We start from the raw sequence: 14,089 nt of genomic DNA on the forward strand, positions 1-14,089 counted from the left end.
CCTTTTTTATCCCACTTCATCTACTGTTAAATAAGTATTACAATGACTTAAGAATATCTAATTATGCAAATGTTATAATTAGTTATAGAAAAGGAAAAATAGAAGAAGCTGTTGAGCAGCTTGATTCACTAATTAAAGATTCTCATAAAGATCCATATTTATATGAACTAAAAGCACAAGTGCTATATAAAGCAGGACGTTTAAATGAAGCAATAGAAAATTATAAAAAATCAATTGATTATTTACCTTATAATAGTGATCCAGGTTATTTAATAAAACTTGCATTATCTCACACATTATTGCTAAGTAATCGCATAAAAGAAGCAATATCTAATTTAGAAGAAATTTCACACCTAGAAACTAGTGTGTTGTATTATTTAAGTATTGCATACAAACGTGATAAGAACTTACCAATGTTTTATTTTTCTTCAGCAAAAAAAGCTTTTTTTATAGGAAACATTAAGCAATTTAAAAAATACGCAAAACTTGCACTTCTAAGCTTACCTAAAAATAGTGCTTACTCAATGCAAGTAAGTGATTTATTAAATCAAATAGATAATAATTATGGATCAGAAATTTATAATATCAAAAAGTTACACACTTTTTTGGAATTGCTAATATAAGATAGATTTTAAAAATCAAAGAGAGCTAAAGTATCATGTTTTTGGATTTTGAATAGCCTTTAGTTTTACGACTGCATAAATGAACGGCAAAAAGTTATGCTTTCAATTATTTAAGTTTCCAAAAATTGGTAAAATTACTCTATAAGATGCAAAATTATCTGTAAAATTTGGTCACAAATCTTTTATTAATTTCCAGATATGTTTTACCTATCCTGCTTCCACAAGCAAGAATTTATCTTGTTTGCTAGCATATAGCAATCCAACTACGTTGTTTTTTTGAAAATCATGCAGACACCTGAATTTTTGCAATAGCATCTGTATCACCTTTATGATATGCTTTGCTCCTGAGCACTTATATCACAACTTCTCTTTAAAAAAGTGATTATATTCTCACCTATCTAGTTTAGCAATCCATAAAAAAACAGCAAAAATATTGTTAAGCTTTCTTTTCTTTTTTTGTACCTAATACACTTTGTACTTTTGAAATCAATTGATTTAGAGTAAATGGTTTAGGTAAAAAATCAAAATTTTGTAGGTTTATTTCTTCATTTTTCAAAAAAGTATCTTCTGCATATCCTGAAATAAAGATCACATCTATATCTGGCCTCTGAATTAGAGCTTTTTTTGCTATTTCTAATCCACTAAACTCTGGCATTACTACATCTGTAATAATAAGATCTATATGATGGTCCCCATTAATAATTTCTAATGCACTTCTACTAAGAGCTGTTTCTATAACCTTAAAACCTTTTTTTTCTAGCGCTCTAGTAGTAAATACTCTTACTGAATCTTCATCTTCAATCAGTAAGATTGTACTATTAGTTATAAAATCCTTATTATTCCTTGTATAAGATTCAGTCTTATCATCAATAACTTCTACATTGTTGTTTGATATATAAACAGTAGGTAAAAATATGCTAAATTTTGTACCACAATTTACTTTACTAGTAACATATATGTGTCCTTCAGTCTGCTTTATAATTCCATATACTGTTGAGAGTCCAAGTCCTGTTCCAGAAGTAATGTCTTTAGTTGAAAAAAACGGATCAAATATTTTATCAATAACATTGCTATGTATACCGTATCCTGTATCAGACACTTCAATTACGACATAATTTCCATATTCCATTGGTTCTTTATCTGGTGAAAACATATCATCCATGTTAGAATTAAGTGAATTTATTCTAATATTAGAAGTTTTTATTATTAATTCTCCACCTTTTTCCATAGCTGCACTAGCATTTACTACCAAATTTATGATTACTTGTTCTAATTGTCCTTGATCCGCTTTTATCAAACCTAGGTCTTGCTCATAAAAAACAGTAAATTTTATATTTTCTCCTATCAGCCTTTTTATCATCTCAGAAAGATCAGCTATTGTGCTGTTTACATCAATGATTTTTGGTAAAAGTGTCTGCTTTCTAGAAAAAGCTAGAAGTTGTTTGACTAAATTTGAGCCACGATTTGCATTTTGTTGTATCTGAACAATATCAGCAGAAGACGGATCACCAACTGGATGTTGAATTAACAACAAATCACAAAATCCTATGATAGCAGTTAATATATTATTAAAATCGTGAGCTATTCCTCCAGCTAATTGTCCTATAGCTTGCATCTTTTGATAGTGCTCAAGTTTTATTTCTAAGTTTTTATGTTCAGTATTATCAATAAAGTAACAAAATATTATTATGTTTTTACTTTGAATAAACTTATTAAAATATAGTTTAAAATCCTCATCATTATTTAGCTTTACGTTAACTGATAAACTATTGATTTTATCACTTGAGAGATAGTCTTGTATTTCATCATGATATTCTGGTGATACTAAAGAAAATATAGAATTTTCTTTTAATTTACTTAAATTTGTTAATGCAATATTTTTCTTCACAAAAGAACCACTTTTATCGCATTGTGCAATTGCAATGGATGCATTGATAAAACATGGATGAAATTTGTAATCATCTATAGTAGATTTTAGTAAAGTAACTATTCCATAAATGTAGCTTTGGTTATACTTATCATAAAATATAGCTTGACTAATATTTGCCCTGAATGGAGTCCCTTGTTTAGTAATAAATAAAGCCTCAGATTTTGAAGAGTCATTAATCTGATTTTTTAATGTAAAATCAGTTAGAAGAGAGCCTTTTTGAATCTTCTCCAGTTCAAACATCTCTAAAAAGGCTTGATTGACAGATAAGATCATCTTTTTAGTATTCGTAACATATGTTCCTATATTGTGATTCTCTATTAATGTTTTATACACTTGTTCCTTAGTAATCCTTAAAGCTTTTAAAACAAAATATCCTTGTGGTCTTGCAATTGGTGATAAGAATAAGTTATAGGTCTTATTACCATCTATCACTACATTTATGTCATTAGAAGATATATGCGTAGGAAAATTTCTTGATTTATGAACTCCAACATTAAAAGAAATGTATGCATGCGCAGATGAATTAGTGCTCAAAGCATTGTAAAATATTTTCTTATCTTCATCAGTAACATTGCTGACTGAAAGGATCCCACTCAATGTATTATTCTGTAAGTTATTTTTAAACCTTTCATAAAACCTTGCATCTGAGTATATAATACTTTTATCTTTATATATAATGAGACAAAACTCTGTATCGTGATTAAGTGCATTTGCAAATATTGCATTTTGAAATTCTATAGAGTTAATTAAGTGCTTGTCATATTTAGTTCGATAAATTATAAATATTGTAACTAATGCACTAGCAAATAGATTTATCTCAATGTTAATATATTGATTGTATACACTAAAAAAATAGAGTACAGATATAAGTATTGAAGGTAAAAATATAATTATGGTAGCAACAGGTGCAGACAAACCATAATTTCTGAATACAAAATCTACTCTATTCTCTTTTTTACTATCTATATACCTTCGTCTCATTAAGACTAATTTTAATTAAGTCATATTATGAAATCATAAAGCTTCCATAGCTTGAAGCACTTTTTCACCAATTATTGCTGGAGTTTCTGCAATTATTATACCACTGCTTTGCATAGCCTCAAGTTTTGCACTAGCACTTCCACCACTAGAAGAAATAATTGCTCCAGCATGACCCATACGTTTCCCAGGAGGTGCTGTTTGTCCAGCAACAAACCCTACAATTGGTTTTTTAATTTTTTCCCCTTTTATAAGGTGCGATAAATCTTCTTCTTCAGTTCCACCTATCTCACCAATGACTACAATACCATGGGTATCTATATCTTTTAAAAAAAGCTCCATACAATCAACAAATGACATTCCATGAACAGGATCTCCTCCTATACCAATACATGTAGATTGCCCAAGACCAACAGCTGTTGTTTGTGCAACTGTTTCATAAGTTAAAGTTCCAGAACGAGACATAACTCCTATGTGCCCACGTTTATGAATATATCCAGGCATTATCCCTATTTTACATTCTTCAGGAGTAATCACTCCAGGACAATTGGGACCAATAAGTCGACTTTTCGATCCAACGAGTGCACGTTTTACCTTAACCATATCAAGTATTGGTATACCCTCTGTAATACAAACTATTAACTCTATTTCTGCATGTATTGCTTCGAGTATTGCATCTGCAGCAAATTTAGCTGGAACATATATAACAGTAGCATTTGCTTTTGTTTTTTCCTTAGCCTCCATTACAGTGTTGAAAATTGGTAGACCTAAATGAGCTCTTCCTCCTTTTCCTGGAGTTACACCTCCAACCATTCTAGTTCCATAAGAAATTGCTTGTTCAGAATGAAATGTACCTTGTGCACCAGTGAAACCTTGGCATATTAACTTTGTATCCTTATTTACTAAAATAGACATTCCTTATTCCACCTCTTTTACTATTTTTCGTGCAGCCTCACCAAGCTCATCTGCAGTAATGATATTTAGCCCTGATTGCCCTAAAATTTGTTTTCCTTCTTTAAAATTAGTGCCAGATAACCTGACCACTAAAGGGACCTCAATACTAATTTCTTTTGCAGCCTCGACAATGCCATTTGCAATAACATCACAACGCATTATGCCACCAAATATATTAACTAAAATACCTTTTACATTATTGTCAGATAATATGATTTTAAATGCTTCAGTTACAGTTTCCTTGCTCGCTCCTCCTCCTACATCTAAGAAATTTGCTGGCTCTGCCCCATAATATTTAATTATATCCATTGTTGCCATAGCAAGACCTGCACCATTTACCATGCAGCCTATGTTACCATTCATTTTTATATAACTTAACCCGTATTTTGAAGCTTCTATTTCTTCTTTGATCTCTTCATCATAATCACGAAGTTCGACAATTTCTGGATGACGATATAGAGCATTATCATCAAAATTTATTTTAGCATCTAGTGCAACAAAATCTCCAGAATTTGTTTCAACCAGTGGATTAACTTCGACTTGGCTAGCATCTATTGCAAGAAATGCTTCATATATGTTACCTGCAATATTTGTTATTTTTTCTATTTGTTTCGTATTGAGATTAAAATTACTAATAAGCTTGTTTGCATCAAAGCTTGCAAATCCAATAGCAGGATCAATAGCAATTTTTATGAGTTTAGAAGGAAAAACTTTCGCTACTTCTTCAATATCCATTCCACCTTCTGACGAAAATATAAAGACAGGTTGCCCTAATTTTGGGTCAATTATTAAACTTAAATAGAATTCCTTTTTGATTTTTGAACCTTCTTCAATATATATATTTCTTACCTTCTGTCCTTTTGAATCTGTCTGATGAGTGATAAGAGTAGAACCTAACATTTCTTTCACAAACTCTTTTACTTCTTCAACAGATTTGGCAAGCCTTACACCACCTGCTTTCCCTCTACCACCTGCATGAATTTGAGCTTTCACCACAAATACGTCAGACTTTAACTGACCCATCATTGACTCTATTTCCTCTCTTTCTAAGGATTTTATAAGAAACCCTTTTGGCACTGAAACATTGAACTTACGTAAAATTTCCTTTGCTTGATATTCGTGGATATTCATAAACAACTCTATAAACTAAAAAACATAACTTCTAACCCCTTGCCTTGTTTTTTCTTTTTTTAATCTCAGCATTTTTTTTAGCTCTCTCTTCTGATTTTGTCTCATGAAACCTTTTTTTCATTTTGCGTTGCTTCCCCTCTTTTTGCATTTTTTTTTTCAATGCACGTAATGCTTGCTCAACATCATTGTGATAAACCGGTACTTCAATCAAGTTATATACCTCCGTACTTTTAAATTAAACCTATAAGTAAGTTAGTGAATTAATGCTGTCAATCATTTTATAATATCCACATTAATAAATTACTATGTTACTATATTTTTTTTAAATTTCTAATAAAATAAAGGTTAATGATAAAAAAAATTTATAATATTTTCTCTAATTTCCATATTATCTACCATGTTATTAATCCTAACACGAAATTCTGATGAACATTGAAGCCCATTGCTATACCAGCCTATATGTTTGCGTGCTATCTTTATTCCAATGTCTTTCCCATAATACTCAAGAATATTATCATAGTGATCAAGTATTACGTTCAATTTTTCTAGAGAAGATAATTCAAAAATTTCATCTCCCCTAAAAAAACTTATTGCTTGGTTAATTAACCAAGGTTTACCATAAGCACCTCGACCTATCATTACTCCGTCAGCTCCTGACTCTTTTAGAGCATTTTGAATATCATCTAGGGTTTTTATGTCACCATTTACTATAACAGGAATTTTTATTTTTTCTTTTACAGTGCGCACAAATTTCCAATCTGAGTGGCCGTTATAGAGTTGTGCCCTTGTTCTACCGTGTACAGTTATCATCTGTGCTCCTAACTCTTCTGCTATTTTTGCTAAGCGCGGAGCATTGCGGGTTTCATCATTCCATCCAGTACGCATTTTCACTGTAACAGGTACTTTTACTGCTTTAACTACTGCTTCAATTATTTCAGCAGATTTTTTTTCATCACGCATTAGCGCTGACCCTGCATAACCATTTACAACTTTTTTAACTGGGCAACCGAAATTTATGTCTATTATTTTTGCTCCCATATCTTCATTAAGTTTTGCAGCTTCTGCCATGACGTCTGGCTCACACCCAGCAAGTTGCACTGCAGTTAATTCATCAACTTTCGCTTTTTGCAAACTCTGACGAGTTTGTAAAATCATTGCTCTGCTTGCAATCATTTCTGAAACTAATAAACTAGCTCCAAGCTTTTTTACAATACTTCTAAATGGATAATCAGTTACCCCTGACATTGGAGCCAAGATTACTGGAGAATCAATGGTTAAGTTTCCTATTTGTAGTGGGCGTAAGACCTTAGTCATTTAGATTAAATTGCTTTGGCTATACTAGTGAAAGCTGATGCTACAATATTATACATATATGAGCTTCCTTTTTCTATAAAGGAAGGCTGCTCTATCTCCACAACTTCAGCTCTCTCATAATGACCTCCTTCCAAGTGTATTATTTCTTGCTTCTTGTTACCCCACAATTCATCATTTCGTATATAATCTTCATTTAGCATATCTGGATTAGGTCGGAATATTTTGTGGTGCTTAATTCTATTGCGCTTATTATCAATATCTTCAGCATGAAATCCAACTATGATATTAGCCAAAGAGGCTAATATCGAAATCTCCTCAGTGAAAACGTGATAACTAGGGTTTTGTATTGCTTCCAGGTAAGCTTTGTAAAGTTCCTTATTATTAAGAAATGAACTTGTGATAGCTTGGCTATTATATTTTCTCTTATACTGACCACTGCTAATACCAACATTTTTTGCGTATTCTTTCAAGTTATTAAAAACATCATTACGCGATAAGCCATGCATGCTGATAACAACTTTATCTACTAACTCTTGTACTTTACATTCAGCATCTTCAATTTTTTTTCTCGTTTTTTCAGCCAACTTTTTTATTTTATTTGACCTAGCAGTTAAATCCCCTGGCTTATTAAGAAACATGTAAAAAATCTTCTGCATTTGCTCTCTTAAAGGAGCTGGCATACTTATATCACTCAAAGAATTAAATTGGCTTAAAAATTTATGCCACTCTAGTCTCATTTCTTGCGCCTTTTCAGACCTATATAGACCAGAACTATTATCACCAAACACAGCATGAAAAAAGCAATTTCCATCTCCTGCAGTATCATATGATTTGAGACTTGTTGTTTCTGATTCATTTTTTGAATCTAAACTCACACCGCTATCAGAAGAATCACCAGAACCTTTGCGCTTTCTCTTGCTCATAAACACTTCATCACTTTTATCTATTGATCCTACTTTTGAATCCTTTTCTAATGTAATAACACCACTATCTCTATCTAAAGTTTTTGATCTATCTGGACCTTCTTCTGCTAGATTTCTTGATTCTACATTTTTATTAATGTATTTTATACACTCTTTAGCAAGACGATATAAAGGAGCAGCAATTAGAGCAGTAGCAACACCAGAAAGAACTGAAAATGCTATTGTAAAAATTAACATGTAAGCAGAAAAAATTATAAAGGTAGGAAGGCTAAACCCACTAGTTAATAGCAGTACTGTGCCAATAACAGTGTATAACAGAAAACAGCCAAGAGCACCAATGATCGTGCCAACTTTAAAATCATCTTTAAAGTTACCCCAAGCTTTTTTTAAATGATCTTGAAACTTTAACATCATTGTACTCACTATTATTGAAAGTAAGATAAACTTCCTTAAAGCTATTATACACCTAATCTTAGAAATATCAATATTAAAATAAGTATTTAAATAACTATAACTTTACACCATTACAAAATAATTTTTCTTTTAGTACAACTTCTGTATACTACATTATACTTACATATAAAGCAGGTAATAGATGGCTAAACTTATTGTACGTGAAGCTTTGTGCATTGCAATTAGAGAAGAAATGCACAATGACCCTAATGTGTTTATACTTGGTGAAGAAGTTGCAGAATATGAGGGAGCTTATAAGGTAACCAAAGACTTACTGAAAGAGTTTGGAGAGAAAAGGGTAATTGATACTCCTATTACTGAGCATGGCTTTGCTGGTCTTGCTATAGGAGCAGCATTTGCAGGTTTAAAACCTATAGTAGAGTTTATGACCTTCAATTTTTCTATGCAAGCTATGGATCAAATCATTAATTCTGCAGCTAAAACAAATTATATGTCAGGTGGGCAGCTTGGATGTTCTATAGTTTTTCGTGGGCCAAATGGTGCTGCTTCAAGGGTTGCTGCACAGCATTCACAGTGCTTTGCATCTTGGTATTCACATATTCCTGGGCTGAAAGTAATAGCACCTTACTTTGCTTCTGATTGTAGAGGGCTGTTAAAAGCAGCTATTCGTGATCCTAATCCTGTAGTATTTTTAGAAAATGAAATAGCTTATGGGCATGAGCATGATGTATCAGATCATGAATTATCTAATAAGAATTACCTGATGGAAATAGGTAAAGCTGCTGTTGTACGAAAAGGGAAAGATGTAACTATTACAGCTTTTTCATTAAAATTATTAGATGCTTTAGAGGCAGCAGATCTTCTAGTTAATGAAGGTATAGATGCTGAAGTTGTTGATCTTAGAACTTTAAGTCCACTTGATACTGAAACGATTATTTCTTCTATAAAAAAAACTAATAGATTAGTTAGTATAGAAGAGGGATGGCCTTTCGCAGGGATAGGTTCGGAATTATCTGCTCTGATCATGGCGCAAGGATTTGATTACCTTGATGCACCTGTCATGCGCATTACAGCTAAGAACGTACCTCTTCCATATTCTATAGACTTAGAAAAGAAAGCATTGCCACAAGTAGAAGATATAGTTAAAGCTGTGCAGCAGATTTGTCAATAATTTATTCTTCTATGTTGTACACATTTTTTAAGCTTTCTTTTCTTTCTTGTTCTTCAATGCAACACGTAGCTAGTGGGTTTGCTTCGAGTCTACCTATCCCTATCTCTTCCCCTGTTTCAGTACAATAACCGTAAATCCCTAACTCTATTCTTTTCAATGCTTCATTAATTTCTAGATGTTTTTTCCTTCTTCTCTCCATTAATTCTTCATTTTCACTGAATGAAAGATTATCAATATCTGCGCTTGCAACACCTAGTGAAGCACTATCTTTTTGATGCACTTTATACTTTGTCAAGTCGTCAAACATAGACTCTAGCTTTTTCTTGAAATATTCAAGTTGCAATGGATTCATATATTCTTCATCTTCTGAAGGAATGTAATTTACTGGTAATGTTATTCTCATAACTGCTCCATAAAATATCTACACAAATAAAAATCAATCATTATGATTACTAGAGTAAACACTATAATTTATAATAAACATTTAAAACTGTAGTAATGATGAGTATCATAAAAAGAGAAATAAATTTATCAATTCATAAAAACAAAGATTTTATTTACATAATGTGCTTATTTAGCATAATGCTGAATTTTTCACTATTTGTGCTTGACAATACAAATAAAGTAGAGTCTGCTCCAATCTTAACTTGGATATGCACGACATTTGCTCTGCAAGCTTCTATACACAATTTATTCTTTATCGATTACTACAATGGTATTCTAGAGCAGATCTTCATACAATCGCACTCATCTAGGCTTGTAATCACTTGTAAAATCCTTATCCATTGGATACTATTTGGGTTACCTATTTCATTTATTTCATTAATAGTAAATATTGTTATCTTGGAAAGCAATATGCAATACTCATTGATAATGTGTTTATCCTTATTGTTTTATACACTTATTATAATCAGTATTTCAGCTGCTGGATATTCGTTAACAATTAGTAACAATCACTTAACATCTGGAATATCACAGATACTGGTTTTACCAATAATAATGCCTACTTTTATCTATTTTAAATTTTTTGTAGAGTATAAGTTCTTTGATTTTGGTATTATATCAATTACTTTATTAGTATCTGTTGTGTTACTTATTATTAGCATATTTACTACACATATAGCATTGAAATTTGCTATACAAGAAAATTAGGGTAATTAGCTCAGTTGGTAGAGCACTTGCTTGACGTGCAAGGGGTCATTGGTTCAAGTCCAATATTACCCACCATTGAAAATGCATAATATGAATTGAGTTATAAACCTCTATTTTTATAGCATTTCAAAGTTTTCTATTTATAATAAATGGTAATTTTATTTTTATTTATAAAATAAATTAATGAAATTAAGTGTAATTAGAGAAAGGTTTATAAAATTTTTTATTAATCATGGACACAAACAAATTTCTTCTTCTTCCTTAATACCAGATCATGATCCAACACTAATGTTTACAAATTCCGGCATGGTGCAATTTAAAAACATATTTACTGGTCTGCAAAAAGCAAAAATGAAAAGTGCTGTTTCAAGCCAAAAATGTCTCAGAGCGGGTGGTAAACACAATGATTTTGAAAATGTTGGTTATACAACACGTCATCATACATTTTTTGAGATGCTAGGCAATTTTAGTTTTGGTGAATATTTTAAAGAGACTGCAATAGAACTTGCATGGAAGTTCATTACTCAAGAATTACTACTTGATAAAAGTAGATTATCTATAACAGTTTATCATACAGATAACAAAGCATATGAGATATGGCGTAAAGTAAGTGGCTTTTCTGATGATAAAATCATAAAAATTGCAACAGATGATAATTTTTGGAGTATGGGAAATACTGGTCCATGCGGACCGTGTTCTGAAATTTTTTATGACCATGCAAACCTGAACTTACACATGGATGAAAGAGTTGTTGAAATTTGGAATTTGGTGTTTATGGAATTCAGTAGAGATGAGGAAGGTAATCTTTACAAATTACCTAAGCAATGTATTGATACTGGAATGGGTCTCGAAAGGATAAGTGCAGTAACGCAAAACGTTCATGATAATTATGATATTGATCTTTTTTCTGCAATAATAAATAAGTTAAAAGAGTATTGCAAAAATGTAGAAAATAAAGCTGCATATAAAATTATTGCAGATCATTTGCGTGCATCTGCATTTCTTATTGCAGAAGGAATACTTCCAGGAAATGAGGGTAGAAGCTACGTATTGCGTAGATTAATCAGAAGAGCTGCACGTTATATTCATCAACTCGGATATCAAGATTCTCTATTACACCTTATTTTTCCAGTACTCATAGATAGCACAAGTCCAGCTTATATGGGTGATGTCTATCCTGAATTAATTAGAGCTCAAGATTCAATAAAGACAACCTTGAAATTGGAGGAAGTAAATTTTAAAGATACTCTTCTAAAAGGAATTAGTTTGTTGGAAAAATTTATTGCAAATTTACATGCAGGTGATAGTTTTCCTGGAGAATTAGCATTTAAGTTATATGATACTCATGGATTTCCTTTAGATATTACACTTGATATTTTAAAAGAGAAGAAGATCAATTTTGACCAGAAAGGTTTTAGCGATGAAATGAATAAACAAAAAGAAAGAGCACGTGCTAAATGGATTGGATCTGGTGAAAAGGCCATAGAACAAGTGTGGTTTGATTTAACCGATAGATTTAGCAAAACAGAATTTGTTGGTTATGATCTTGATACAATAAGTAATGCAAATGTGTTAGCTATTCTCTCTTCTAATGATGAAATCATACACTCTGCAGAAAAAGGAGATAAGATAACAATCATACTAGATAAAACTTCCTTTTATGCTGAATCAGGTGGACAAGTTGGTGACACTGGAAGTTTAAGTATGGTAAATGGAGATATAATTGCAGTAGATAATACTAATAAAATTAATGATTTCTATTTGCATAGATGCACAGTTAAATCTGGCTCAATCCATACGGGTGATATAGTGACAGCAAGCATTGATAAAGAAAGAAGAAAAAATTTAAAAAGAAACCATTCTTCTACTCATCTCTTGCATTTTGTACTACGAAAGATTCTAGGTAATCATGTAACTCAGAAAGGCTCATTGGTTGCGCCAGACAAACTTAGATTTGATTTTAGTCACAACACTCAAGTTACTGAAGAAGAATTACTTCAAGTAGAAGATACTGTAAATTCTTTAATACGAGAAAATTATTCTGTATTGACAAAAATTCAAAGTATGGATCAAGCAGTAAAAGAAGGAGCTATGGCATTATTTGGTGAGAAGTATGGTGAAAAGGTTAGGGTTGTGAATATTGGAAGTTCGAAAGAACTGTGTGGTGGTACGCATGTAGAGTTCACAGGTGAGATAGGTTTATTTAAGATAGTTACAGAAAGCTCAGTTGCATTTGGAGTAAGAAGGATTGAGGCTTTAACAGGGCAGCACGCAGTTAGCCATATTCAAAATAATGAAATTAATCTGAAAAAAATTGCAGAATCTGTAAAAGTACCAATAAATAATATTCTAGAACGCTTGAATATTTTAAGCCAAGAACGTAAAAAATTAGAAACAAAAATAAAGTTCCTATGCACAAAACTGGTAAATGCAGAGAATATAAAGAGCACTAAAATTGGAGATATAGAATTTTTTAACCATGCTTTCAGAGATATTCCAGCTAACATAATTAGAGAATTTATTTTGAATAAACAAAAGCCAAAAAGCATTATAGTTTTTATAGCAATTGAAGAAGAGAAGGCAGTTCTAATGGTAAAAGTAAGTAGAGATTTGACTGATAGAATAAACGCAAGAAAATTAATATCAAATACAATTGGTAAAAGTGGAGGAAGTGCTGAGCTTGCACAAGTAGGCTGCAATAGTAATGAAGTAGATAATATAATTTCTAATATTACTCTTCAAATTTTAAATAAAAATAAGTAAGCTTTTATCTGTATTAATTACAAAAAATGCGGTAATAAGTAATATAAAAATATTAATTTTTTTTTGTAACACTTAGGCAAAGCTCAAACGCTGCACTAAAAAGACATACGTAAACTCTAAGATTTCTCCTTACCCTATATAGTATAGGGCGAAGGACAAATCAATTAGTAGATATAAATCTTAATACCAAGGATCAGAATAAAATTCATAATGATTATCTATCATCTCATAACTATCGTCCTCTTGTAATTTTACGTCAACTACAAAATGCTTATGGTTCTCTTCATAAAAAGGAGATTTACAAGCACCTAAGTTAAATATTACATCACTAGACATAAATTTTTCATAATCAGAACTTGATGCATTTTCTAATCTGATCGATGTTTTTCCATCAATTTTTTCAACCGTAGCACCTGCATTATTAAGACTTATTGCCCATTGAGGTATATCCATATTAATTTTCACATTTATTTTTCCAGTATCGCCTACTTTTTCTAAAATTCCTAAATTTTCAGCATTTTGATTAACTATTTCAGAAATTGGCACCTTTACTATTTCATCTTCCATGTTTACATAAAACCCTTGTAACCTTACTACTGTCATTTTTACTCCTTTATTTATATAAGTATAATATCATTATAGCATATTTTATCACACCATGCAAGATTATTTATACATATTTAATAATTATACGATGAAATACTAATTTCCTACTGATAGTCTATTTTAGCTAAAT

12 protein-coding genes and 1 tRNA gene are annotated in these 14,089 nt (G+C 31.3%); 5 read left to right on the forward strand and 8 right to left on the reverse strand.

The features are described 5' to 3' along the window. Nucleotides 1-623: tetratricopeptide repeat protein (locus V6U76_RS01325; RefSeq protein ID WP_408647404.1), on the forward strand; the 623-nt coding region annotated here is incomplete at its 5' end. Nucleotides 624-1,059: 436 nt separating this feature from the next. Here the strand turns inward: V6U76_RS01325 and V6U76_RS01330 are convergent. The 6 genes from V6U76_RS01330 to V6U76_RS01355 form a co-directional block, all read right to left on the reverse strand. Further along, on the reverse strand, nt 1,060-3,534 hold the full coding sequence (locus tag V6U76_RS01330; RefSeq protein ID WP_333023222.1) for a response regulator: 2,475 nt from the start codon (nt 3,532-3,534) through the stop codon (nt 1,060-1,062). A gap of 33 nt (nt 3,535-3,567) precedes the next feature. Continuing rightward, nucleotides 3,568-4,446, reverse strand: coding sequence for a succinate--CoA ligase subunit alpha (gene sucD / locus V6U76_RS01335; RefSeq protein ID WP_333023223.1), 879 nt, complete (start codon nt 4,444-4,446; stop codon nt 3,568-3,570). A 3-nt stretch (nt 4,447-4,449) separates the two neighbouring features. After that, nucleotides 4,450-5,616 (reverse strand): ADP-forming succinate--CoA ligase subunit beta, encoded by a 1,167-nt coding sequence (gene sucC / locus V6U76_RS01340; RefSeq protein WP_333023224.1) that lies wholly within the window; start codon nt 5,614-5,616, stop codon nt 4,450-4,452. A gap of 31 nt (nt 5,617-5,647) precedes the next feature. After that, nucleotides 5,648-5,827: a 30S ribosomal protein S21 gene (gene rpsU / locus V6U76_RS01345; RefSeq protein WP_333023225.1), complete on the reverse strand. Its 180-nt coding sequence runs from the start codon at nt 5,825-5,827 to the stop codon at nt 5,648-5,650. 134 nt (nt 5,828-5,961) lie between these two features. After that, nucleotides 5,962-6,930, reverse strand: coding sequence for a tRNA dihydrouridine synthase DusB (dusB, locus tag V6U76_RS01350; protein ID WP_333023226.1), 969 nt, complete (start codon nt 6,928-6,930; stop codon nt 5,962-5,964). 5 nt (nt 6,931-6,935) lie between these two features. Then, entirely contained in the window at nt 6,936-8,264 is a 1,329-nt protein-coding gene (locus V6U76_RS01355) for an OTU domain-containing protein (protein ID WP_333023227.1), read from the reverse strand. A 184-nt stretch (nt 8,265-8,448) separates the two neighbouring features. On the opposite strand from V6U76_RS01355, the gene V6U76_RS01360 reads away from it, so the two are divergent. Next, nucleotides 8,449-9,438, forward strand: coding sequence for a pyruvate dehydrogenase complex E1 component subunit beta (locus V6U76_RS01360; protein WP_333023228.1), 990 nt, complete (start codon nt 8,449-8,451; stop codon nt 9,436-9,438). A 1-nt stretch (nt 9,439) separates the two neighbouring features. Here V6U76_RS01360 and V6U76_RS01365 read toward each other — a convergent pair whose 3' ends face one another. After that, nucleotides 9,440-9,841: a TraR/DksA family transcriptional regulator gene (locus V6U76_RS01365; RefSeq protein ID WP_333023229.1), complete on the reverse strand. Its 402-nt coding sequence runs from the start codon at nt 9,839-9,841 to the stop codon at nt 9,440-9,442. 98 nt (nt 9,842-9,939) lie between these two features. On the opposite strand from V6U76_RS01365, the gene V6U76_RS01370 reads away from it, so the two are divergent. The 3 genes from V6U76_RS01370 to alaS all read left to right on the forward strand — a co-directional run bounded on the left by V6U76_RS01370 (nt 9,940) and on the right by alaS (nt 13,353). Then, complete coding sequence (locus V6U76_RS01370; protein ID WP_333023230.1) at nt 9,940-10,590, forward strand: heme exporter protein CcmB; 651 nt, start codon at nt 9,940-9,942, stop codon at nt 10,588-10,590. Beyond that, nucleotides 10,590-10,665: transfer RNA gene (locus V6U76_RS01375), tRNA-Val, on the forward strand. Before V6U76_RS01370 ends, V6U76_RS01375 begins: the two co-directional genes overlap by 1 nt. 108 nt (nt 10,666-10,773) lie before the next feature. After that, nucleotides 10,774-13,353 (forward strand): alanine--tRNA ligase, encoded by a 2,580-nt coding sequence (alaS, locus tag V6U76_RS01380; protein WP_333023231.1) that lies wholly within the window; start codon nt 10,774-10,776, stop codon nt 13,351-13,353. A 180-nt stretch (nt 13,354-13,533) separates the two neighbouring features. Here the strand turns inward: alaS and V6U76_RS01385 are convergent, their stop codons facing one another. Then, nucleotides 13,534-13,956, reverse strand: coding sequence for a hypothetical protein (locus V6U76_RS01385; protein WP_333023232.1), 423 nt, complete (start codon nt 13,954-13,956; stop codon nt 13,534-13,536). Nucleotides 13,957-14,089: the final 133 nt, after the last annotated feature.

Origin of the sequence: Wolbachia endosymbiont of Pentidionis agamae (assembly GCF_036711655.1) — a bacterium.
Taxonomy (GTDB): domain Bacteria; phylum Pseudomonadota; class Alphaproteobacteria; order Rickettsiales; family Anaplasmataceae; genus JAZHPY01.

What these genes read in the sequence shown, in the direction of transcription:
- V6U76_RS01330 (WP_333023222.1), bottom strand. Translation starts at nt 3,534, where the DNA reads ATGAGACGAAGGTATATAGATAGTAAAAAAGAGAATAGAGTAGATTTT.
- sucD (WP_333023223.1), bottom strand. Translation starts at nt 4,446, where the DNA reads ATGTCTATTTTAGTAAATAAGGATACAAAGTTAATATGCCAAGGTTTC.
- sucC (WP_333023224.1), bottom strand. Translation starts at nt 5,616, where the DNA reads ATGAATATCCACGAATATCAAGCAAAGGAAATTTTACGTAAGTTCAAT.
- dusB (WP_333023226.1), bottom strand. Translation starts at nt 6,930, where the DNA reads ATGACTAAGGTCTTACGCCCACTACAAATAGGAAACTTAACCATTGAT.
- V6U76_RS01355 (WP_333023227.1), bottom strand. Translation starts at nt 8,264, where the DNA reads ATGTTAAAGTTTCAAGATCATTTAAAAAAAGCTTGGGGTAACTTTAAA.
- V6U76_RS01360 (WP_333023228.1), top strand. Translation starts at nt 8,449, where the DNA reads ATGGCTAAACTTATTGTACGTGAAGCTTTGTGCATTGCAATTAGAGAA.
- V6U76_RS01365 (WP_333023229.1), bottom strand. Translation starts at nt 9,841, where the DNA reads ATGAGAATAACATTACCAGTAAATTACATTCCTTCAGAAGATGAAGAA.
- V6U76_RS01370 (WP_333023230.1), top strand. Translation starts at nt 9,940, where the DNA reads ATGAGTATCATAAAAAGAGAAATAAATTTATCAATTCATAAAAACAAA.
- alaS (WP_333023231.1), top strand. Translation starts at nt 10,774, where the DNA reads ATGAAATTAAGTGTAATTAGAGAAAGGTTTATAAAATTTTTTATTAAT.
- V6U76_RS01385 (WP_333023232.1), bottom strand. Translation starts at nt 13,956, where the DNA reads ATGACAGTAGTAAGGTTACAAGGGTTTTATGTAAACATGGAAGATGAA.